The sequence below is a fragment of the Streptomyces sp. SL06 genome, assembly GCF_058244745.1.
This window is the reverse complement of the sequence record NZ_JBSYOT010000002.1, coordinates 1,617,823-1,639,652: the sequence shown is the minus strand read 5'-3', so window position 1 is coordinate 1,639,652 and position 21,830 is coordinate 1,617,823. Positions and strand designations below refer to the sequence as shown.

Sequence of the window (21,830 nt, the reverse complement as noted above, 5' to 3'; positions counted from 1 at the left end):
CCATGAAACAAGACGAGGCGATGGTGCACGTCGGCCGGCACATGGCCAACCCGCGCAGGAGCGGTGGCCTCGGCAAGTACCCGAAGCGGGCCGAGTGGCGCGCGGAGCAACTGGTGGTAATCGGCCCGGACACGGTGCTCGCCCCCGGCCTGCCCACGGCGGAAGCCGACGATCCATCGCGCGTGCCGCCTCCCGGGCGGAGTGGGGCACGAGGGCGCCGGCCCTGGAGCGAAGAGAGACCGAGTGTGTCACTTCTGCAAATTCGATGACCTCCGTGGCCCCTGAAAGCCACCTGTTGGAGCAAGTCGTGTGTCGCCGTTCTTTCGTCGCTGTTTCAGCGGGGTTTTTCCCGGTGGAGGCAGGAGGGACATGGCGTGGCCGGCAAATAGGGTGCCGGACCGGGCGATCGAGAAAAGCCTTCCTTTCTCGTGGTGTCGCGCTTACCTTTGGCTGAGCCGCAATTCGTGCGGGCTCGACATCGCGGATCGAATGTCGTGCGACGGCCCGACGCCAACCGCTGGAGGGCAGGGACTTGTGACGAGAACCAGGAGAGAAGCCGTGACGAGTACGACCCTCGAACCCGACCGAGACCACGAGAACGTGCCCGCAGCCTGCTCAGGAGACGGCCACGGCGAGACCTGCGGCGCCAAGTCCCTGGGGCGGGGGCGGTGACCGGGCCGCGGTCCGAGACGGAGGGGACGCGTCCCCTCCGTGCCGCGGACCTCTACCACACCGGCATCGTGGTGCCGGACCTGGAGGCGTCGAAGTCCGCGTTGACCGAGATCGCGGGATACCGGTGGACCGGGACGACCTCCGCCGACCTGCCGATCCGTCTGCCCGACGGCGACCGGGTCTTCCATCTGTCCTACGTCTACTCGCTCGACGCCCCGCACATCGAACTCGTGCAGGAGATACCGGGGACCCTGTGGACGGCGTCGCCGCAGCGGGCGACGCATCACATCGGCTACTTCTGCGACGACCTCCCGGCGACGTTCCGATCGACTGCGGAAGGCGGGCTTCACGCTGGAGGCCTGCGCGGTGATCGACGGAGAGCCGGCGATCTTCGCCTATCTGCTGGACCCCTCGGGGGTGCGGATCGAGATCGTCGACCGGAGCGTCATGCCGGACTTTCCCGCCTTCTTGCGGGCCATAACCCCAGGTTAGAAAGCCTGCGCGCCCGGGAACCGGGAGCGGTGAGGGCGAGTCGGGGCGGGCCCGCCGGGCGGCTCGCGAAGACGCGTGCCCGGCGGCTCAGGCGGGTGGCTTGCCCTCGGCCTGCCCGGGTTCGTCCGACCCGTAGACGGCGCGGTTCAGTTCCGCGTCGCTGAGCGCGGGAACGGGCAACGAGTTCCGCCGGTCCGGGGAGTTGCGCAGACCGTCGAGGAAGATGCCCAGGTAGCGACGCCACAACTCCGGCCGGACACCGCGGGCGTAGTCGATGACGGCCCCCAGCATGACCATGAAGGCCAGCACGTCGGTCCCGCTCGCCCCGGAGCGCAGATCGCCTTCCCGCTCGCCCCGTTCGATCAGCCGGGCGACGCAGCGGCACATGTCGTCGCGCGCCTCGGCGACCAGTCTGTGCCCGTACGAGCCGCTCACCGAGACCTCGTACAGACCCCGGTCCTCGGCGAGTGACGCGGTCATCCACTCCATGAAGTCGAGCAGCCCGTCCCAGGCGTTCGGCGTGGTCAGGGCGGCCTCGGCCTTCGACTGGATCTCCTGGAGGCGTGCCACAAAGAGCGCCTCGACCAGGGCTTCCTTGTTGGGGAAGCGCCGATAGACCGTGCCGACGCCCAGCTCCGCGTGGTGGGCGATGTCGTTCAGGGTCGCTTCGAGACCGCGTGCCGCGAACACCTGGCGGGCTGCTTGCAGGATGCGGCGGCGGTTGCGCTCGGCGTCACGGCGCAGGGGCCGCCCGACGTTGACGGTTTCGATGCCCGGCTCGGCGGTCGAGGTCATGGCACCACTGTAAGGCGCCGAACGCTCGAACAACTGCGCTCCGAGAGGCTGACCGGAGCTAAGTGGATGCGGCGCATCAGGTTTGCCGCTACGATCGCCGTAAGTTGATGTCCGGTATCCACTTACTTCGGAGAACCCATGAGCACTCAGGACGCGGTCGACACGCCACCGGGTGAAGACCCTGGTCAGTCGCCCGGCGGACGGATGCACCAGATGCGATGGTGGATCCTCGTCGTGATCGGCATCGCCCAGCTGATGGTCATCCTGGACACGTCCATCGTGAACATCGCTCTGCCCTCGGCCCAGGCGGACCTCGGTTTCTCGGACGGCAACCGGCAGTGGATCATCACCGCCTACGCCCTGGCCTTCGGAAGCCTCCTGCTGCTGGGAGGCCGGGTGGCCGACCTCTTCGGCCAGAAGCGGGCCTTCCTGGCCGGGCTCGTCGGCTTCGCGCTGGCCTCCGCCGCCGGCGGTGCCGCGACGAGCTTCGAGATGCTGGTCACCGCCCGTGCCGCGCAGGGGCTGTTCGGCGCGCTGCTCGCGCCCGCCGCCCTGTCGCTGCTGGCCACGACCTTCACGGACGACGGGGAGCGGGGCAAGGCGTTCGGCATCTTCGGTGCCGTGGCCGGAGCCGGCGGTGCGATCGGCCTGCTGGCCGGCGGGCTGATCACCGAGTACCTGAACTGGCGCTGGTGCATGTACGTCAACCTGCTCTTCGCCGCCGTGGCCTTCGCAGGCGCCTCCGCGCTGCTGGGCGGCGGCATTCGAGGCCGGCGCCAGAAGCTCGACCTGGTCGGGACCGTCCTGGTCTCGGTCGGCCTGTTCGGCCTGGTGTACGGGTTCTCCAACGCCGAGAGCCGCGGCTGGGACTCGCCCGCCACCTGGGGGACCCTCGCCGCGGGCGTGGTCCTGCTGATCGCCTTCACCGGCTGGCAGACCAGGGCCAAGCAGCCCCTCCTGCCCTTGCGCCTGCTGCTGGACCGTACTCGCGGGGCGTCGTTCCTGTCGCTGCTCATCGCCGGTGTCGGGCAGTTCGGTTCCTCCCTGTTCCTCACGTACTACCTGCAGCAGAGTCTCGGCTACACGCCGGTCCAGACCGGTCTGGCGTTCCTGCCGCTGGTCGCCGCGATGGTGATCGGCTCGACCGTGTCCGCAGGGGTGCTCCTGCCCAGGTTCGGCCCGAAGCCCATCATTCCCGTCGGCATGGGGCTCACCGCGGTCAGCCTGGTCTGGATGACCGGCACCGACCTGGACACGAGCTTCGTGAGCCTGCTGTGGCCGTTGCTGGTCATGGGCGTCGGTCTGGGCGCGATCAGCGCGCCGGCCATCAGCATGGCCACCTACCGGGTCGACCCGGAGGACGTTGGTGTGGCCTCCGCGTCCGTCAACACCGTGCAGCAGATCGGTGGTTCCCTCGGTACGGCGCTGCTCAACACCGTCGCCACCAGCGCGGCCGCGAGCTACCTGGCCGGCCGGAGGCGTACTCCGGAGGCCGTCGCGCAGTCCGCCATGGAGAGCTACCACACCGCCTACTGGTGGTCCGCCGGGATCTTCACGGCCGGACTGGTCGTCAGCGTCCTCCTCTACCGGCGCGGCCGGCTCACCCCGGCCGGCGGGGACACCGGGTCCGAACCCGAGACCGAGACCGGGTCCGAGACCGGGTCCGGGGGCGTCACCACGGTCTCCGTCTGACGCAGCCCGGCCGTGACCGCGGTCCGGTGCGTGCCGCGGGCCCTGTCCCCTCCCCGCCAGGCGCCTCCTCGTACCCCCGCCGCCCCGCCTCGCCGTTCCGCCCACGCGCACCCCTGGAGAGAAAACGTGAACTCCGCTCCCGTGTCCCCCGAGACCTCCGGGCCGGCCGATTACGGCCGTATCGCCCACGACCGGCAGGAGGCCGCCGACGCCCTGCACCGCTGGGCCCTCGGCATCGACACCAACGACGCCGAACTGTTCGGTTCGGCGGTCACCGAGGACGTTGTCGTCGACTTCAGCAAGGTCGGCGGGAAGAACGGCCTCGACTTTCCCCCGATCGAGGGGCGCGATGTCGTGGTGCAGGGGTTCCTCGCGTCCACGGGTCCGCTGGACACCACGCACTCGGTGAGCAACCTCCGGGTCACGGTGGAGGGCGACACCGCCACCCTCGCGGCCCATGTCCTGGCCAGGCACTTCCCGCCGGGCGAGGGGACGCGCCCGAACCACGACCGCCAGTTCGTGTCCATGAACCTCTTCGAGGGCGAACTGGTCCGCCGGGGCGACACCTGGCGCTTCGCCCGGGTGGTGGTCGACACCGCCTGGTCCGAGGGCGACCCGGGCGTGCTCGGCACCGCCGGGGAGGCCGACGCACCGACGCCCGCCGGCGGGCCGTGACCGGCCGCACGAGCCATGACCGACCCCACGAGCGACGAGGAGACTGATCATCATGCGAGTGGTACAGGTGGAACGTTTCGGGCCACCCGAGGTCCTCGCCACGGCCGAGGTGCCCGATCCCGTCGCCGGGCCCGGACAGGCAGTGATCGGGGTCTCCGCTGCGGACATCCTGTTCCTGGAGACCCAGGTGCGCGCGGGCCTGGGCGGAGACTTCTTCCCGGTGAAGCCGCCCTACGTGCCGGGTGACGGGGTCGCCGGACGGGTGCTCTCGGTCGGCGAGGGAGTCGACGCGGGATGGGTGGGCCGGCCGGTCGTCGCCCACACCGGCGGGTACGGAGGCTATGCCGAGTCCGTCGTGGTCCCGGCCGAGGCGCTGCTCGCGGTCCCGGACGGACTGGGCCTGCCGGAGGCGGTCGCGCTCCTCAACGACGGCCCGGCGGCGTTGACGATCTTCGAGGCGGCCAAGGTGACCGCACAGGACGTGGTGCTCGTACTGGCCGCGGCCGGCGGCATGGGCAGCCTGCTGGTCCAACTGGCGCACCGCGCCGGTGGACAGGTCATCGGTGCCGCACGCGGTGAACGCAAACTCGATTCGGTCCGCGACCGCGGCGCCGACCTGGTCGTCGACTACGCGGAGGCCGGGTGGACCGACCAGGTCCTGGCGGCGACCGGTGGGGCCGGAGCCGACGTTGTGCTCGACGGCGTGGGGGGCGACATCGGCCGCGCGGCCTTCGCCGTCACGGCGCCCGGCGGACGGTTCTCCGCGCACGGGGCACCGAGCGGGGGGTTCGCCGAGATCGACCCCGAGGAGGCGGAGCGCCGCGGGATCGTGGTGCGCGGGATCCAGGACGTACAGCTCTCGGACCAGGAGCGGCGGCGCGGGGCCGGGCACGCCATGGCCGCGGCGGTCGCGGGTCGTCTGCGCCCGCTGATCGGACAGACCTTCCCGCTGGAAAGGGCGGCCGACGCCCACGCGGCCATCGCGGCCCGCACGGCTGTCGGCAAGACCGTCCTGCTCGTCTGACGGGTCGGCAGGCGCGACGAGGAACGACCGGCAGGCGTCCACACGGTGGGCGCCTGCTCGGTGCTGCCGCCGCCCCGTGACCGCGCGTGCGCGCCTCGGTCACGGCGCCGGGCGCCCGTCCGCGCAACCCCCCTCGCGGTGTATCCGTGCTTTGCAGTCAATTGATAAATCCTTGCACGCCTGGAATGGGGCGTCGTTGACTTGGGTTCGGCCATTAGAAGAGACTGTACGTCGGATGTCAAATTCGGAATGGAAAAGGGTGGCATCGTAATTATCCGCCCGCTGCTCCCGCTGGCAGGTCCGTATTTCGAATCCTGTATTTCGACGTGAGGAGAGCCCGATGAAGGCCCTTGTGCTGTCCGGCGGGATGGGAACCCGCCTCAGGCCGTTCAGCCACTCCATGCCGAAGCAACTCATCCCTATCGCGAACAAGCCCGTACTTCAGCACGTGGTGGAGAGCATCAAGGACCTGGGCGTCACCGAGATCGGTGTGGTGGTCGGCGACTGGGCCGCCGAGATCGCGGCGGTGATCGGGGACGGCTCCCGGCTGGGGGTCCGCATCACCTACATACGGCAGGACCGGCCGCTGGGGCTGGCGCACTGCGTACTGGTCGCCCGGGACTTCCTCGGGGACGACGATTTCGTCATGTACCTGGGCGACAACATGCTCATGGACGGCGTGGGGGAGATGGCGAAGGACTTCGCCGTGGCCCGCCCCGCCGCCCAGGTGGTCGTCCACAAGGTGCCCGATCCCCGTGAGTTCGGGGTCGCGGAGCTGGACGAGAGCGGCTCCCTGGTGCGCCTGGTGGAGAAGCCGCAGAACCCGCGCAGCGATCTCGCCCTGACCGGCGTCTACTTCTTCACCCCGGCCGTCCACGAGGCCGTCGCCGCCATCGCGCCCAGTCCGCGGGGCGAACTGGAGATCACCGACGCCATCCAGTGGCTGAAGGACAGGGGGGCCGCGGTCACGGCGAGCGAGTACGGCGGTTACTGGAAGGACGCCGGGAAGATCGAGGACGTGCTGGACTGCAACCGCAGGGTGCTGGAGGGCATCAAGTCCTTTGTCGCGGGCGAGGTCGACGAGCACAGCGTGCTGATCGGCGACGTGGTGGTGGAACCCGGCGCCCGGGTGGTGCGCTCACGCGTGGAGGGCCCGGCCGTCGTCGGGGCGGGAAGCGTCGTGGAGGACAGCCACCTGGGACCGCACACCTCCATCGGCCGCGGCTGCGAGCTGCGCGGCACCTCCATCGACAACAGCATCACGCTGGACGGCGCGACGCTTGACCAGGTGATCGGCCTGCACGGCTCGATCATCGGCCGCAACGCGTCCGTCGGCACGGCCGCCGCCGGCGTCCGCCGGCACCGGCTGGTGATAGGTGACCACTCCCAGGTGGAGGTGGCGGCGTGAGGCTGCTGGTCACCGGAGGCGCGGGTTTCATCGGCTCGGCGTACGTCCGGGGCCTCCTCGCCGGGACGCTGCCGGGCGGAGCGGGTGCCCGGGTCACCGTCCTGGACAAGCTGACGTACGCGGGGAACCGGGCCAACCTGCCGTTCGACGCCCCCGCGCTGGATTTCGTGCGCGGTGACGTCCTGGACGCGAAACTGCTGCGCGAGGTGCTGCCGGGGCACGACGCGGTCGTGCACTTCGCCGCAGAGTCGCACGTCGACCGCTCGGTGACCGGCGCGGGGGAGTTCTTCCGGACCAATGTCGAAGGCACCCAGAACCTCCTGGAGGAATGCCTGCGCGCCGGCGTGGAGCGGGTCGTGCACGTGTCGACCGACGAGGTGTACGGGACGATCGACGAGGGCTCCTGGACCGAGGACTCCCCCCTGCTGCCCAACTCCCCGTACGCCGCCTCCAAGGCGGGCTCCGACCTGGTGGCCCGTGCCTACTGGCGCACCTTCGGCCTCGACGTGTCGATCACCCGGTGCTCCAACAACTACGGCCCCCGTCAGCACCCCGAGAAGCTCATCCCGCTCTTCGTCACCAACCTCCTCGAAGGCAGACCCGTCCCGCTGTACGGGGACGGCCGCAACGTCCGCGAGTGGCTGCACGTCGACGACCACTGCCGCGCCGTCCAGCTGGTGCTGACGCGCGGCCGGGCCGGAGAGGTCTACAACGTCGGCGGCGGCAACGAACAGACCAACCTGGCCATCACCGAGCGGCTCATCGAGGCGTGCGGCGCGGACCGCTCCATGATCCGCAGGGTCGCCGACCGCAAGGGGCACGACCTGCGCTACTCGCTTGACGAGACGAAGATCCGGACCGAGCTGGGTTACGCGCCGCGCGTCGGCTTCGACCGGGGCCTCGCCGAGACCGTCGCCTGGTACCGGGACCATCCCGACTGGTGGAAGTCGGCCAAGTACCCGGGAGAGCGCCGATGACCTCGACCGTGCCGCCGCCGGGCCGGGTGCTGGGCCCGCGCGAGGACACGGAGACGGTCCGGCGGCTCGCACGCTCCGCGGCGAGCGGGCAGGGGGCGTGGCTGCGTACCGAGGACTTCGGCCGATGGCTCGCCGAGCGCGCCCGCACCCACGCGTTCCGGGTGGACCGGATCCCCTTCGCCGACCTGAACGGCTGGTCGTTCGACGAGCGCACCGGGAACCTGGTGCACCGCACCGGCCGCTTCTTCACCGTCGAGGGCATGCGCGTCACCGTGGACGGCGGTGGCCCGCGCGACTGGCAGCAGCCGGTCATCCACCAGCCGGAGATCGGTGTGCTCGGCATCGTCGTCAAGGAGTTCGACGGTGTGCTTCATTTTCTGATGCAGGCGAAGATGGAGCCGGGCAACCCCAATCTGCTCCAGCTCTCGCCGACCGTGCAGGCGACCCGCAGCAACTACACCAAGGCGCATCAGGGCGCCGACGTACGCTACATCGAGTACTTCACCGAGCCGGGGCTCGGCAGGGTCGTCGTCGACGTCCTGCAGTCCGAGCACGGGGCGTGGTTCTTCCGCAAGCGCAACCGCAACATGGTCGTCGAGGTGACCGGGGACATCCCGCCGCACGAGGACTTCTGCTGGCTGACGCTCGGGCAGATCGCCGAACTGCTCCACCGGGACAACGTGGTGAACATGGATTCGCGCACCGTCCTCGCCTCGCTGCCCGCCCTGGCGGAGGAGCCCCACGCGCTGATGTCCGACACCGGGCTCCTGTCGTGGATCACGGACCGGCGGGCCCGGCACGACATAAGGGCCGAGCGCATGCCGCTTCGCGAGGTGACCGGCTGGGTGCGCGACGAGTCGTCCCTCGGACATGTCGAGGGACGGTACTTCGACGTAGTCCCGGTCGCCGTGCACGCGCCCAGCCGCGAGGTGAGCGGCTGGACGCAGCCGCTGTTCGAGCCGCGCGGCGAAGGGGTCACCGCCTTCCTGACCCGCCGGATCGAGGGTGTGACGCACGTGCTGGCGCACGCCCGCGTGGAGGGGGGCCTGCTGGACGTTCCTGGAACTGGCGCCCACCGTGCAGTGCACCCCCTCCAACTACGCGCACCTGCCCGTCTGCGAGCGGCCCGCGTTCCTCGACACGGTGCTCGGCACCGACCCGTCCCGCATCCGCTACGAGGCCCTGCACTCCGAGGAGGGCGGCCGGTTCCGCAACGCGGTGAGCCGCTACCTCGTGGTGGAGGCCGACGAGAGCCAGGCACCGCTGAACACCCCCGCCGACCACCGCTGGGTGACGGTCAATCAGCTCTCCGCCCTCGCGCGGCACAGTCACTACGTCAACGTCCAGGCGCGCACCCTGCTCGCCTGCCTCAACGCGATGGAGGCCAGGCAGGCATGCCGAACCTGAGAATCGGCGTGATGGGATGCGCGGACATCGCCCGGCGGCGGATGCTGCCGGCGATGGCCGCCGCGCCCGGCGTCGACATCGCCGCCATCGCGGGACGCGACGGCGGCGCGGCCGGGGAACTGGCACGGCAGTACGGCTGCCGGGCGGTGCGCGGATACGCCGGACTGCTGGAACTGGACGACGTGGACGCGGTGTACGTGCCGCTGCCCGCCGCGCTGCACGCACCGTGGGTGGAGGCCGCGCTGCGGGCGGGCCGGCACGTGCTCGCGGAGAAGCCCCTCACCACGTCCCTGGCCGACACCGTGGCGCTGCTCGACCTGGCGCAGTCGCGGGGCCTGGCGCTGATGGAGAACGTCATGTTCGTCCACCACCACCAGCACGCCCGGGTACGGGAGTTGCTGGCCTCCGGGGCGATCGGGCGGCCGGTGTCGCTGCACGCGGCCTTCTGCGTGCCCGGGTTTTTGCCCGGAGACATCCGGCTTCGCGCGGACCTCGGCGGCGGCGCGCTGTGGGATGTCGGGGTGTACCCGGTACGGGCGGCCGTGCGTCTGCTCGGACCCGACCTCCAGGTGGTCGGAGCCGACCTGACCCGCGGTCCGGGCCAGGAGGTCGAGACGCACGGCGCGGCGCTGCTGCGCACGTCCGCCGGAGTGGCCGCCCAGCTGACCTTCGGCATGGAGAACGCCTACCGGTCGTCGTACGAGGTGCGCGGAACCGAGGGGGAGATCGCCGTCGACCGCGCTTTCACCCCGCCCGCCGACCACCGGCCGGTGATCCGGCTGAGTGCGCGATCCGGCGGTGCGCGGCAGATCGCGCTGGACGCGGACGACCAGGTGGCCGGCACCCTGGCGGCCTTCGCCGCGGCGGTCAGGACCGCGGGTCCGGTGGCGAGGGAGGAGGTGGTGGCCCAGGCACGGCTGCTGGAGGAGATCCGCAGGGCGAGCGGATCATGCCTGTCCGTTTCCACGGCGCACCGAGCCGCTACACTGAATCAATAAGTTGATATGAAGTATCCGCTTCAGTGGAGGTCCGCCATGCCCCGACCTGTCGACGACCGCCGCAGCGACGACGAGACCCCGAGTGACGTGCCCTTCAACCGGCTCACCCCGATCGGGCTGCTGCTGACCGGGCTCGACGGCAAACTGACCGCCTACGTCGACCGCACACTGAAGGAGCGGCACGGTATGAGCCGCTACGAGTGGCAGATCCTCAACACCGTGTACGACACCCCCGGCATCGAGGCCCGGGTCATAGGCGAGGGCGGCAGGGTCTTCTACGACGAGGAGCGTTTCACCGGACTCGTCCAGGAGCTGATCTCGCGCGGCTGGGTGAGCGCCGACGGCTCCGACGGCGCCGTGCGGCTCACGCTGACCGACGAGGGCCTGACCGTCTACCAGGAGGCGCGCCGCACCCAGGCGCGGAACCGTGAACTGCTCACCGAGGGCCTGACGGAGGAGCAGTACGCCTCCGTCATCCACGGCCTCGAACGGATGGTCGCCAACATCGAGCACGCCGACTCCGAGACCGTCCGGCCGCCCGAGGACCGCTGACGGACCGCCGGGCAACCGGGCGGCCCCTCCCACGGCCGCGCCGCCGAAACCGAAGCGAGAACAGGGAGAATCATGAAGGTCTTGTTCCTGGCCGGCCCCAGTCCGGCGACGGTGTTCGCTCTCGCCCCCCTGGCAACGGCGCTGCGCAACGAGGGCCATGAGGTCTTCATGGCCGCCTCCGAGGAGATGGTCCCCGCCGTCGCGGGTGCCGGTTTCCCGGCCTTCCCCGTCACTGACCGGACGTTGAGCGACTTCCTCTACACGGACCGCGCGGGCCGGCCGGTGGACCTGCCCCGGGGCATCGAGGAACAGATCAGCTACTCCGGCGGCTGGTGGGGGAGGCTGGCCGCCGCCAGCCTCGACGCCCTCCTGGAACTGGCGGACGCCTGGCGCCCGGACCTCGTGGTCGGCGGTACCCACTGCTACGCGGCGTCGCTGCTCGCCGCCCATCTATCGGTCCCGTACGTGCGGCACGCCTGGGACGGGGTCGATCCCGCCCCCGTGGACCGTCACGCGGGCGAGGAACTGCGGCCGGAGCTGGAACGACTCGGTCTCGACCGGCTCCCGGGGCCCGACATGTTCGTCGAGACCCTGCCGGCGAGCCTGCGTCCGCCGCTGCCGGGCCCGGTCCAGCCGATGCGATGGGTACCGGGCAACCGCCAGCGCGGGCTGGAGCCGTGGATGTACACCAGGCGGGGGCGGCAGCGCGTCTGCGTCACCGCCGGCAACCGGGTGGCCCTGACCAGGAGCACCGACTTCCTGCGCGGCCTGGTGGAAGGCATCTCGGCGCTCGACGTGGAAGTTCTCGTCGCCGTGCCGGAGGAGGTGGCCGCCGAACTCAACGGGCAGCTGCCCGATGTGCACGCCGGCTGGCTCCCGCTGGACGTCGCCGCCGCCAGCTGCGACCTCGTCGTCCACCACGGTGGCGGCGTCACCAGCATGACGGCCCTGAACGCGGGCAAGCCCCAGCTCTGCGTCCCCCAGTGGGCCATCCTCGCCGACTCCGTGGAAGTGGTCGCCGCGCGCGGGGCGGGGCTCACACTGCCGGTCGGGGAGGGCTCGCCGGAGGCCGTCGGCAAGGCCTGCCAGGAACTTCTGTCGAACCCCGGGTACGCGCAGGAGGCGCGAGCCGTGTCACGGGAGATCGCGGCCCTGCCGTCGCCCGCCCGAGTGGCCGGCATGCTGGAGCAACTGGCGTCCCGCTGACCGGTCCTGAGACCGTCCGACACCCCCTAGCCGTCGGCCGCGGTCTCCTCCCAGGCCCGGCGCAGCAGGTCCGTGAGGTCGTCCGGGGACTGCGAACCCGACGTCAGATACCGTTCGTTCACCAGATAGCCGGGCACCCCGCGGACGCCGATCCGCCGCGCGAGGGCCTTGTCGTTCTCCACCGCGTCCGCGTACGCGCCCCCGTCCAGCACGGCCGCCGTCTCGGCGCGGTCGAGTCCCGCGTCCACGGCCAGGCCGATCAGGGTGTCGCGGTCGGAGACCACCGCCCCCTCCGCGGTGTACGCCGCCATGAGCCGGCCGCGCATCTCCTCGGTACGGCCGTGCTCGGTGGCGAAGTGCACCAGCCGGTGAGCGTCGAAGGAGTTGGTCGCACGGATCCTGTCGAGCCGGTACTCCAGACCGAACTCGGCGCCCAGCGCGGCGAGCTGACCGAGGATCTGCCGGGCGCGGGGCACGGTGGCACCCATGTCCCGCGAGGCGCGTTCGACGATGGGCTCGGAGCCGTCGCGGGGCAGCGTCACGTCGATCTCGAAGGAGTGATGCCGTACGACCACGGCGTCACGATGCTCGAACTGCGCGAGGGCCGCGTCGAACTGGGCCTTTCCGACCGGGCACCACAGGCACACGATGTCGGACCAGATATCTACGGTGATCTCCGTCATCTCTCCACCGTAGACAGGAAACTACCTCTCAGTAAGCTCATACCTCTTGGTAAGCTCCTGACATGCGGGTAGGAGTGGAGGTCCCCGACGGAGTGCCGTCGTTGTCGAGTGACGCATTCAACAGCGACTGTCCGGGCCGGCAGGTCCTCAACCACGTCACCAACCGCTGGGGTGTGCTGATTCTCAGCGCACTGCACGAGAAGCCGCTGCGCTTCCACATGCTGCGCGACCGGATCGGCGGCATCAGCGAGAAGATGCTCGCCCAGAACCTGCGCATCCTCGCCAGGGACGGCCTGGTCCTGCGGATCGTCGAGCCCGCCAGCCCTCCGCAGGTCTCGTACGAGCTGACATCGCTCGGCAGGGGGCTCGCCCGGCAGATGCTCGGACTCGTGGAGTGGGTCGCCTCTCACGTTCCCGGCATCATCGAGGCCCAGCGCCGGTTCGACGAGGAGGACGCCAGTCGCCGGTCGGCCGGAACTCCTCACGTGTGAGGCCGTCATCCTGCCCGGCAGTCCGGGTGGCTGCCGGGCAGGATGCGGTGGTCGACGGCCGTCCCGAAGACCAGGGCCGAGCCCGTCACCAGACGGCTGGACGGCGGTGCGTCATGTGCCGGTCAGCTGACGGCGTGGCGCACCCGCCCGGCGTGCGGACGGGACGGTGCGCCGTCGGCGGGCGAACCGGAAGCCCACACCGCGCACGGTGATGATCCACTCCTCATGGCCCAGCTTGCGGCGCAGGCTGCTGATGTGGGTGTCGATCGTGCGGCTCCGCTTGTTCCAGGTGTCACGCCAGACCTTCGCCATCAACTCCTCCCGGGTGACAACGTTTCCCGAGCGCGACACCAGGAGTTGGAGCAGGTCGAACTCCTTCTCGGTCAGGCCGAGTGTGCGGTCGCCGACCTGGGCCTCGCGGACGACGGGGTCGATGCACAGCAGCTCCCCGGAGACCGGGGCCGGCTGCTGGGGCCGCCGTGGCGCGGAGGGGGTGCGGCGGGTGATCGCGATGATGCGCGCGATCAGTTCGCGGGATCCGAACGGCTTGTCGAGGCAGTCGTCGGCCCCGGCACGCAGGGCCTGCACTCTGGTCACCTCGCTGCCGCACCGGCTGAGCGCCAGGATGGGTGCGCCGCCGCGGGCGCGGATGTCCTGACAGATCCGCAGACCGCTGACGTCGGGGAGCGCCAGGTCGATGAGGATCAGATCTGCCTGCTGGTGCGCGCTCAGGGCCTCACCGCCCGTCGCCACCTGGTCGACTTCGTAGTTGTGCCGCCGCAGTTCCGTGGCGGTGCACTCGGACGCGTTCTCATCGCTGTCGACGAGAAGTATGCGCATGCCTGTGCCCCCTGCTGTTGGACATGAGAGGCACTCACCGGCGAGTGCCTCGTCGCACATATTTCTATTGCTTCCTGTCGGAAGCGTCCTGTTTCCGAGGGATTAAGAAAAAGTGGCGTGTGGTTAAATCAGGCGTTCGCTGTGCAGGGCCCACAGTCAGGCGAACGCCCGCCGCACGCCCAGAGTGATGCTCATGGGGTTCATCGTGAATCACGCCGCGCCGGTTGTGGATGAAACTTTGCGTTCTCCTGACAAACCTTTTCACCGCTCTCAAGAAGCTTGACTGCCTGGTCTTCCCATGGTGAAGCTCAGGGGTGTCGGCCGGATTCTCACTCCGCCGCGCCCCAATTTCGCGTACGTCTGATATTTGCACCTCATGGAGCAGAGGAAGCAGGCAGACATGGCATATACGGCGTTTGTCTTCCCCGGTCAGGGCTCGCAGCGTGTCGGTATGGGCGCCGACTTCCTGCGGCGGCGCCCCGACCTGGGCGACCGCTACTACCGGGCTGCCGACGAGATCCTGGGCTTTCCGCTGTCCAGGCTGTGCTGGCAGGGGCCGGAGGAGGCGCTGCGCGACACGGCGGTCACCCAGCCGGCGCTGTTCCTGACGGGCCTCGTCGTCCTCGACGTCCTCCGTGCCCACAACGTCGAGCCCGACGTCGTCGCCGGACACAGCCTCGGTGAGTACACCGCCGCCGTCTGCGCCGGCGTGCTGCCGTGGGAGGAGGCCCTGCGGCTGGTGGCACTGCGGGGCCGGCTGATGGGCGCGGTCAACGAGCGGGTGCCGGGCGGCATGGCGGCCGTCCTCGGCCTCGACCCGGCCAGCGTGCGGACGATCTGCGGGCAGACGACGGCGGCCACCGGCCAGGTGGTCGAGGTCGCCAACGAGAACGCGCCGGGGCAGATCGTGATCTCCGGCGAGGCGGACGCGGTCCGCGCGGCCTCCGGGGCGGCGACGCAGGCGGGCGCCCGGCGGGTGGTGCCCCTGAGAGTGGGAGCGCCCTTCCACTGCTCCCTGATGCGCGGGATCGAGGCAGAGTTCGCCGAGGCCCTGGTGGCGGCCGACTTCCGGGACCCGGTGGTCCCGATGATCTCCAGCGTGACGGCCGCTCCGCTGGCCGGCGCCGACGATGTCGCCGCGACGTTCCGCAGGCAGTTGACGGCGCCCGTGCGCTGGACCGAGACCGTGACCGCGATGGCGGACCGGGGAGTGGACCGGTTCATCGAGGCGGGCCCCGGCCATGTCCTCACCAGGCTGTGCCGCAAGACGGTGCCCGCCGCCCGCGCGCACCCCGCGGGCACCGTCGCCGAACTGGCCGCGACGGTGGACGCGGTGCTGCCCGACGCCGTGTCGGGCAGCGCACGCTGATCGACCCGTGGCCCTGGTGCCGCCGGTTGCTCCTTCGTCCTCATCGCCGCCGCGGGTTCGCCGTGCCCCGACGCCGTGTCCGAGCACCGTTTCCGAGTCCCTGGTTCCGGGGGCTCGTTCCCGACCGCTTCCTGGAGGTATTCGCGTCATGCTGCGCAAGGTGCTCATCGCCAATCGTGGCGAAATCGCTGTCCGCGTGGCCCGAGCCTGCCGGGACGCGGGGATCGCGAGCGTGGCCGTATACGCGGACCCGGACCGGGACGCATTGCATGTCCGCGCCGCTGACGAGGCGTTCGCCCTGGGCGGTGACACCCCCGCCACCAGCTACCTGGACATCGGCAAGGTGCTCCAGGCCGCCGAGGACTCCGCAGCGGACGCCGTCCACCCCGGCTACGGCTTCCTCTCGGAGAACGCCGACTTCGCCCAGGCCGTCCTGGACGCGGGCCTGACCTGGATCGGCCCGCCCCCGCAGGCCATCCGCGACCTCGGCGACAAGGTCGCCGCCCGGCACATCGCCCAGCGGGCCGGCGCCCCGCTGGTCGCGGGCACCCCCGACCCGGTCTCCGGCGCGGACGAGGTCGTCGCCTTCGCCGGGCAGCACGGCCTGCCCATCGCGATCAAGGCCGCCTTCGGCGGCGGCGGACGCGGCCTCAAGGTCGCCCGCACCCTCGAAGAAATCCCCGAACTCTACGACTCCGCCGTCCGCGAGGCCGTCGCCGCCTTCGGCCGCGGCGAATGCTTCGTCGAGCGCTACCTCGACAAGCCCCGCCACGTGGAGACCCAGTGCCTGGCCGACACCCACGGCAACGTGGCCGTCGTCTCCACCCGCGACTGCTCCCTGCAGCGCCGCCACCAAAAACTCGTCGAGGAAGCCCCCGCCCCCTTCCTGTCCCGGGCCCAGACAGACCAGCTGTACGCCGCCTCCAAGGCCATCCTCAAAGAGGCCGGCTACGTCGGCGCCGGCACCGTGGAGTTCCTGGTCGGCGCCGACGGCACCGTCTCCTTCCTGGAGGTCAACACCCGCCTCCAGGTCGAACACCCGGTCACCGAGGAAGTCACCGGCATCGACCTGGTCCGCGAGATGTTCCGCATCGCCGACGGCGAAGAACTCGGCTACGACGACCCCGCCCTGCGCGGCCACTCCTTCGAGTTCCGCATCAACGGCGAGGACCCCGGCCGCGGCTTCCTGCCCGCCCCCGGCACCGTCACCCTCTTCGCCCCGCCCTCCGGACCGGGCGTCCGCCTGGACGCCGGCGTGGAATCCGGCAGCGTCATCGGCCCGGCCTGGGACTCCCTGCTGGCCAAACTCATCATCACCGGCCGCACCCGCAAGGAAGCCCTCCAGCGCGCCGCCCGCGCCCTGGAGGAGTTCACCGTCGAGGGCATGGCCACCGCCCTCCCCTTCCACCGCGCAGTCGTCACCGACCCCGCCTTCGCCCCCGAACTCACCGGATCCAGTGACCCCTTCACGGTCCACACCCGCTGGATCGAAACCGAGTTCGCCAACGAGATCCCCGCCTTCCCCACCCCCGCGGACTCCGGCACCGACGACGAGCCGGGCCGCGAGACGGTCGTCGTCGAGGTCGGCGGCAAACGCCTCGAAGTGCTGTTGCCTTCCACACTGGGCGTGGCCGCGGCTCGGACCGGCCCTGCCGCCGGTGCCCGCCCCAAGCGCCGGGCGGCGAGGAAGTCCGGCCCCGCGGCCTCCTGCGACACCCTCGCCTCGCCCATGCAGGGCACCATCGTCAAGGTGGCCGTCGAAGAGGGCCAGGAAGTCCGGGAGGGCGACCTCGTCGTCGTACTCGAAGCCATGAAGATGGAACAGCCGCTGAATGCCCACAAGGCGGGCACCGTCGTAGATCTGAACGCGCTGGTCGGGGCCTCCGTGACTTCCGGCGCCACAATCTGCGAGATCAGGACCGACAGGTGAGGGGAATGGGCGACACGTCGACGGTGACTTTGCAATTCTGGAGCATCCTCACAGTCCTCTGCCTATGGGGCCGTTGACGGCCCCGAGTTCCGTCCCCAATGCTTAATGCAGCCCAGGGAATTCCCGGGAGTCAATTCACGGCAATGCACGTGCAGCGGCCGGATTCCTCCTCGGCCCGTGCCGGAGGGCCCAGGGAATGTCCGTGAAAAATGACTATGGCCAAGGAGAGGTACATGGACGCCGAAGTGATAGTCGTGGGCGCCGGACCGGCCGGTATGATGCTGGCCGGGGAATTACGCCTGGCCGGAGTCGATGTCATCGTCCTGGAACGTCTCGACCGGCGGACCGGAGAGTCCCGGGGCCTGGGATTCACCGCACGCACCATGGAGGTCTTCGAACAGCGCGGGCTGCTGTCGCGTTTCGGAGAGGTCGAGGTCAGCTCCCAGGGCCATTTCGGCGGTCTGCCCGTCGACTTCAGCCTGCTCGACGGGGCGCTGCAGGCCGCCAAGACGATCCCCCAGTCGCAGACCGAGACGGTGCTGGAGGAGTGGGCCACCGACCTGGGCGCCGACATCCGGCGTGGTCACGAGGTCGTCGCCCTGGAGAACGAGGAGTCCTCGGTCACGGTCGACGTGCGGGGTCCCGAGGGCGTCGAGCGGCTCACGGCACCGTACCTGGTCGGCTGCGACGGTGGCCGCAGCCTCGTACGCAAGGCCGTCGGCTTCGACTTCCCGGGCACGGCGGCGACGATGGAGATGTTCCTCGCCGACGTCAAGGGCCTCGATCTCGAACCGCGCATGATCGGCGAGACACTGCCCGGCGGCATGGTCATGGTCGGACCGCTGCCCGGCGGGATCAGCCGGCTGATCGTCTGCGAACGCGGCACCCCTCCGCAACGGCGCACGGCGCCACCCGAGTACGACGAGGTGGCCGCCGCCTGGAAGCGGCTGACCGGGGACGACATCTCGCACGGTGAACCGGTCTGGATCAGCTCCTTCGGCGACGCCACCCGCCAGGTCACCGAGTACCGGCGCGGCCGGGTGCTGCTCGCGGGCGACTCCGCGCACATCCACCTGCCGGCCGGCGGCCAGGGCATGAACACCAGCATCCAGGACGCGTTCAACCTCGGCTGGAAGCTGGCCTCCGTGGTCCGGGGACGGGCGCCCGAGGGCCTCCTCGACACCTACCACGGCGAGCGCCACCCGGTCGGCAAGCGGCTGCTGATGAACACCCAGGCCCAGGGACTGCTGTTCCTCAGCGGCCCCGAGGTGCAGCCGCTGCGCGACGTGGTGACGGAACTCATCGGGTACCCGGAGGTCGGCCGCCACCTGGCCGGCATGGTGAGCGGCCTGGAGATCCGGTACGACGTCGGCGGCGGCACCGCCCCCCTGCTCGGCCGGCGCATGCCCCATGTCGAACTGGCCGGGGACAACGGCGTGACGAGCAGCGCGCGTGCCCTGCGCGGCGGACGCGGACTGCTCCTGGACCTGGAGGACAACGCCGTCCTGCGCCGCCGGGTCGCCGGCTGGCGGGACCGGGTCGACATCGTCACCGGAACACCGCAGGGACCGACGGCGAAGGAGCGGCTGTCCGGCAGCTCGGCCGTCCTGATACGCCCCGACGGCTACGTGGCCTGGGCCGCACCCGGCAGCCGGGGCGACCTGCCCATGGCGCTCGAGCGCTGGTTCGGCCCGGCCCGCTGAGGGCGGTACCGGGCGTCCGCCCGGCGCGGCCGGGCCGGGGCCCATTCGATGATCGCACCGCTCATGAGGAGAAAGAACATGCACAGTACGTTGATCGTGGCCCGGATGGAACCCGGATCACACCCCGACGTGGCTCGTCTCTTCGGCGCGTTCGACGAGACGGAGATGCCCCACACGATGGGCACCCGTCGCCGCCAACTGTTCTCGTACCGCGGGCTCTACTTCCACCTCCAGGACTTCGACGCCGACAACGGCGGCGAGCGGATCGAGGAGGCCAAGCTCGACCCGCGCTTCATCGGCATCAGCGAGGACCTCAAGCCCCTCATCCAGGCCTACGACCCCGCGACCTGGCGTTCCCCCTCGGACGCGATGGCCACGCGCTTCTACCACTGGGAGGCGTCCGCGTGACCGCGCGCCGGGTGGTCATCACGGGGCTCGGTGTCGTCGCCCCGGGCGGCATCGGTGCGAAGAACTTCTGGAACCTGCTCAGCGAGGGGCGCACGGCGACCCGGGGCATCACCTTCTTCGACCCGTCCCAGTTCCGCTCGCGGGTGGCCGCCGAGATCGACCTGGATCCCGAGGAGCACGGCCTCGGCCCCCAGGAGGTCCGCCGCATGGACAGGGCGGCGCAGCTCGCGGTGATAGCCACGCGGGAGGCGCTGGCCGACAGCGGTCTCGAACCGGAGCAGTGGGCCCCGCACCGGACCGGGGTCGCCATCGGCAGCGCGGTGGGCGCGACGATGGGGCTCGACCAGGAGTACCGGGTGGTCAGCGACGGCGGACGCCTCGACCTCGTCGACCACGAGTACGTCGTACCGCACCTCTACAACCACTTCGTGCCCAGCTCCTTCGCGGCCGAGGTCGCCTGGGCGGTGGGCTGCGAAGGGCCGAGTTCGGTGGTTTCCACCGGCTGCACCTCGGGTCTCGACTCCGTCGGCTACGCGGTGGAACTGCTGAGGGAGGGCTCCGCCGACATCATGATCGCCGGAGCGACGGACGCACCCATCTCACCGATCACCATGGCGTGCTTCGACGCGATCAAGGCGACCACGCCCCGCAACGACGACCCCGAGCACGCGTCGCGCCCCTTCGACGGCAGCCGCAACGGCTTCGTCCTCGGCGAGGGTTCGGCGGTGTTCGTCCTGGAGGAACTGGAGAGCGCGCGACGACGCGACGCCCACATCTACGCCGAGATCGCCGGCTACGCCTCGCGCTGCAACGCCTTCCACATGACGGGGCTGCGCCCCGACGGCGCGGAGATGGCCGAGGCCATCCGGGTGGCGCTCGACGAGGCGCGGGTGAGTCCCGGGCAGATCGACTACATCAACGCGCACGGTTCGGGCACCAAGCAGAACGACCGGCACGAGACCGCGGCGTTCAAACGGAGCCTCGGGCAGCACGCGTACGAGACACCCGTCAGTTCCATCAAGTCGATGGTCGGCCACTCGCTGGGCGCGATCGGCTCGATAGAGATCGCCGCCTCCGTGCTGGCCATGGAGCACCACGTGGTGCCGCCCACGGCCAACCTGCACACCGTCGACCCCGAGTGCGACCTGGACTACGTGCCGCTGACCGCGCGGGAACACCGTACGGACTCGGTGCTCACCGTCGGCAGCGGTTTCGGCGGGTTCCAGACGGCGATGGTCCTCACCCGGCCGGCAGGGAGCGCGACATGACGGCCGAGGTGGTGATCACGGGCCTGGGCGTCGCCTCGCCCAACGGACTCGGTACCAAGGAGTTCTGGGCCGCCACGCTCCGGGGCGAGAGCGGTATCGGCCCTGTCAGCCGGTTCGACCCGTCCGGCTACCCGGCGCGGCTCGCCGGGGAAGTACGGGGCTTCGCCGCCGAGGAGCACCTCCCCGGCCGGCTGCTGCCCCAGACGGACCGCATGACCCGGCTCGCGCTCGTCGCCGCCGACTGGGCCCTCGCGGACGCCGGGGTCAATCCCGCGGAACTGCCCGAGTACGGCATGGGGGTCGTCACCGCCAGCTCGTCGGGCGGTTTCGAGTTCGGCCAGAACGAGTTGCGGAAACTGTGGAGCAAGGGCAGCCGGCACGTGAGCGCGTACCAGTCCTTCGCCTGGTTCTACGCGGTCAACAGCGGCCAGATCTCCATCCGCAACGGCATGAAAGGGCCGAGCGGCGTGGTGGTCAGCGACCAGGCGGGTGGCCTGGACGCCGTGGCCCATGCCCGCCGTCAGGTCCGCCGGGGCACCCCGCTGATCATCTCCGGCAGCATCGACGCCTCCATCTGCCCCTGGGGCTGGGTGGCCCAGCTGGCCGGTGGCCGGCTGAGCACCAGCGACATTCCCGAGCGCGCCTATGTGCCGTTCGACGCGGGGGCCTCGGGCCATGTGGCCGGCGAGGGCGGGGCCATCCTCGTGGTGGAGGACGCGGCGGCGGCACGCGAACGCGGCGCGCGGCCCTACGGAGTCATCGCCGGCTACGGCTCCACCTTCGACCCGAGGCCCGGCGGCGGGCGCGAGCGCGGTCTGCGGCGTGCGATCGAGGTCGCGCTGACCGACGCCGGCACCCAGGCGGGCGACATCGATGTCGTGTTCGCGGACGCCGCGGGGCTGCCCGAGGAGGACCGCGCCGAGGCCGAGGCGATCACCGCGGTCTTCGGGCCGCGCGGTGTCCCCGTCACCGCTCCCAAGACGATGACCGGACGCCTGTACTCGGGGGCGGCCCCGCTCGACCTGGCGGCCGCCGTACTGGCCATCGCCGAGAGCCAGATCCCGCCGACGGTCAACGTCGAACCGGATCCCGGCTACTGCCTCGACCTGGTGACGGGCGTCCCGCGCGCCGCCGGGGTGCGCACGGCACTCGTACTCGCCCGCGGCCACGGCGGGTTCAACTCGGCCATGGTCGTCCGCGCCGCCTGATCCGCGGGGCGACACCCCCCGCCGCCCACCCT

General features: G+C 70.7%; 19 protein-coding genes and 2 pseudogenes. 18 read left to right on the top strand and 3 right to left on the bottom strand.

Translation table 11 applies throughout. The features are described from left to right. Window positions 1–668 precede the first annotated feature (668 nt). Window positions 669–959: pseudogene (locus tag AC4IHM_RS07290) on the top strand (VOC family protein); the annotation flags it as partial. A 79-nt stretch (window positions 960–1,038) separates the two neighbouring features. After that, the gene (locus AC4IHM_RS07285) at window positions 1,039–1,164 is read left to right on the top strand and encodes a hypothetical protein (RefSeq protein ID WP_490871016.1); all 126 of its coding nucleotides are present in this window, start codon (window positions 1,039–1,041) and stop codon (window positions 1,162–1,164) included. Window positions 1,165–1,251: 87 nt separating this feature from the next. Here the strand turns inward: AC4IHM_RS07285 and AC4IHM_RS07280 are convergent, their stop codons facing one another. Continuing rightward, on the bottom strand, window positions 1,252–1,959 hold the full coding sequence (locus AC4IHM_RS07280; RefSeq protein WP_490866271.1) for a TetR/AcrR family transcriptional regulator: 708 nt from the start codon (window positions 1,957–1,959) through the stop codon (window positions 1,252–1,254). A 138-nt stretch (window positions 1,960–2,097) separates the two neighbouring features. Here AC4IHM_RS07280 and AC4IHM_RS07275 point away from each other — a divergent pair, with 138 nt between their 5' ends. The 9 genes and pseudogenes from AC4IHM_RS07275 (at window position 2,098) to AC4IHM_RS07235 (ending at window position 11,898) form a co-directional block, all read left to right on the top strand. Then, window positions 2,098–3,651, top strand: coding sequence for an MFS transporter (locus AC4IHM_RS07275; protein WP_490866270.1), 1,554 nt, complete (start codon window positions 2,098–2,100; stop codon window positions 3,649–3,651). A 126-nt stretch (window positions 3,652–3,777) separates the two neighbouring features. Then, a complete protein-coding gene (locus AC4IHM_RS07270) occupies window positions 3,778–4,326 on the top strand; it encodes a nuclear transport factor 2 family protein (RefSeq protein ID WP_490866269.1) in 549 nt (182 codons plus the stop codon). Between the two features lie 52 nt (window positions 4,327–4,378). Continuing rightward, window positions 4,379–5,350 carry a zinc-binding dehydrogenase gene (locus AC4IHM_RS07265; RefSeq protein ID WP_490866268.1) on the top strand — a complete coding sequence of 324 codons (972 nt, stop codon included), beginning with the start codon at window positions 4,379–4,381 and terminating at the stop codon, window positions 5,348–5,350. 340 nt (window positions 5,351–5,690) lie between these two features. Next, window positions 5,691–6,758 carry a glucose-1-phosphate thymidylyltransferase gene (locus tag AC4IHM_RS07260; RefSeq protein WP_490866267.1) on the top strand — a complete coding sequence of 356 codons (1,068 nt, stop codon included), beginning with the start codon at window positions 5,691–5,693 and terminating at the stop codon, window positions 6,756–6,758. Continuing rightward, on the top strand, window positions 6,755–7,735 hold the full coding sequence (rfbB, locus tag AC4IHM_RS07255; protein WP_490866266.1) for a dTDP-glucose 4,6-dehydratase: 981 nt from the start codon (window positions 6,755–6,757) through the stop codon (window positions 7,733–7,735). The genes AC4IHM_RS07260 and rfbB overlap by 4 nt, the downstream gene beginning before the upstream one ends. Then, window positions 7,732–9,142: pseudogene (locus AC4IHM_RS07250) on the top strand (NDP-hexose 2,3-dehydratase family protein). The gene rfbB and the pseudogene AC4IHM_RS07250 overlap by 4 nt, the downstream one beginning before the upstream one ends. After that, window positions 9,130–10,140, top strand: a complete 1,011-nt coding sequence (locus AC4IHM_RS07245; protein ID WP_490866265.1) for a Gfo/Idh/MocA family protein — start codon at window positions 9,130–9,132, stop codon at window positions 10,138–10,140. The pseudogene AC4IHM_RS07250 and the gene AC4IHM_RS07245 overlap by 13 nt, the downstream one beginning before the upstream one ends. A 36-nt stretch (window positions 10,141–10,176) precedes the next feature. Next, window positions 10,177–10,692: a MarR family winged helix-turn-helix transcriptional regulator gene (locus AC4IHM_RS07240; protein ID WP_490866264.1), complete on the top strand. Its 516-nt coding sequence runs from the start codon at window positions 10,177–10,179 to the stop codon at window positions 10,690–10,692. A 72-nt stretch (window positions 10,693–10,764) separates the two neighbouring features. Beyond that, entirely contained in the window at window positions 10,765–11,898 is a 1,134-nt protein-coding gene (locus AC4IHM_RS07235) for a nucleotide disphospho-sugar-binding domain-containing protein (RefSeq protein WP_490866263.1), read from the top strand. 26 nt (window positions 11,899–11,924) lie between these two features. On the opposite strand, the gene AC4IHM_RS07230 is transcribed toward AC4IHM_RS07235, so the two are convergent. Beyond that, window positions 11,925–12,581, bottom strand: coding sequence for a DsbA family oxidoreductase (locus tag AC4IHM_RS07230; RefSeq protein WP_490866262.1), 657 nt, complete (start codon window positions 12,579–12,581; stop codon window positions 11,925–11,927). 62 nt (window positions 12,582–12,643) lie between these two features. Between AC4IHM_RS07230 and AC4IHM_RS07225 the strand changes: the two genes are divergently transcribed. Continuing rightward, window positions 12,644–13,072 carry a winged helix-turn-helix transcriptional regulator gene (locus AC4IHM_RS07225; RefSeq protein WP_490866261.1) on the top strand — a complete coding sequence of 143 codons (429 nt, stop codon included), beginning with the start codon at window positions 12,644–12,646 and terminating at the stop codon, window positions 13,070–13,072. Window positions 13,073–13,183: 111 nt separating this feature from the next. Here the strand turns inward: AC4IHM_RS07225 and AC4IHM_RS07220 are convergent, their stop codons facing one another. Beyond that, window positions 13,184–13,912, bottom strand: a complete 729-nt coding sequence (locus tag AC4IHM_RS07220; protein ID WP_490866260.1) for a response regulator transcription factor — start codon at window positions 13,910–13,912, stop codon at window positions 13,184–13,186. A gap of 376 nt (window positions 13,913–14,288) precedes the next feature. Here AC4IHM_RS07220 and fabD point away from each other — a divergent pair, with 376 nt between their 5' ends. The 6 genes from fabD (at window position 14,289) to AC4IHM_RS07190 (ending at window position 21,798) form a co-directional block, all read left to right on the top strand. Continuing rightward, window positions 14,289–15,281, top strand: a complete 993-nt coding sequence (gene fabD / locus AC4IHM_RS07215; protein ID WP_490866259.1) for an ACP S-malonyltransferase — start codon at window positions 14,289–14,291, stop codon at window positions 15,279–15,281. Window positions 15,282–15,432: 151 nt separating this feature from the next. Then, a complete protein-coding gene (locus tag AC4IHM_RS07210; protein ID WP_490870781.1) occupies window positions 15,433–17,211 on the top strand; it encodes an acetyl/propionyl/methylcrotonyl-CoA carboxylase subunit alpha in 1,779 nt (592 codons plus the stop codon). Window positions 17,212–17,444: 233 nt separating this feature from the next. Next, on the top strand, window positions 17,445–18,914 hold the full coding sequence (locus tag AC4IHM_RS07205) for an FAD-dependent monooxygenase (protein WP_490866258.1): 1,470 nt from the start codon (window positions 17,445–17,447) through the stop codon (window positions 18,912–18,914). 78 nt (window positions 18,915–18,992) lie between these two features. Beyond that, window positions 18,993–19,322, top strand: coding sequence for a TcmI family type II polyketide cyclase (locus AC4IHM_RS07200; RefSeq protein WP_490866257.1), 330 nt, complete (start codon window positions 18,993–18,995; stop codon window positions 19,320–19,322). After that, window positions 19,319–20,590, top strand: a complete 1,272-nt coding sequence (locus AC4IHM_RS07195; RefSeq protein ID WP_490866256.1) for a beta-ketoacyl-[acyl-carrier-protein] synthase family protein — start codon at window positions 19,319–19,321, stop codon at window positions 20,588–20,590. The genes AC4IHM_RS07200 and AC4IHM_RS07195 overlap by 4 nt, the downstream gene beginning before the upstream one ends. Continuing rightward, on the top strand, window positions 20,587–21,798 hold the full coding sequence (locus AC4IHM_RS07190; protein ID WP_490866255.1) for a ketosynthase chain-length factor: 1,212 nt from the start codon (window positions 20,587–20,589) through the stop codon (window positions 21,796–21,798). Before AC4IHM_RS07195 ends, AC4IHM_RS07190 begins: the two co-directional genes overlap by 4 nt. Window positions 21,799–21,830 lie beyond the last annotated feature (32 nt).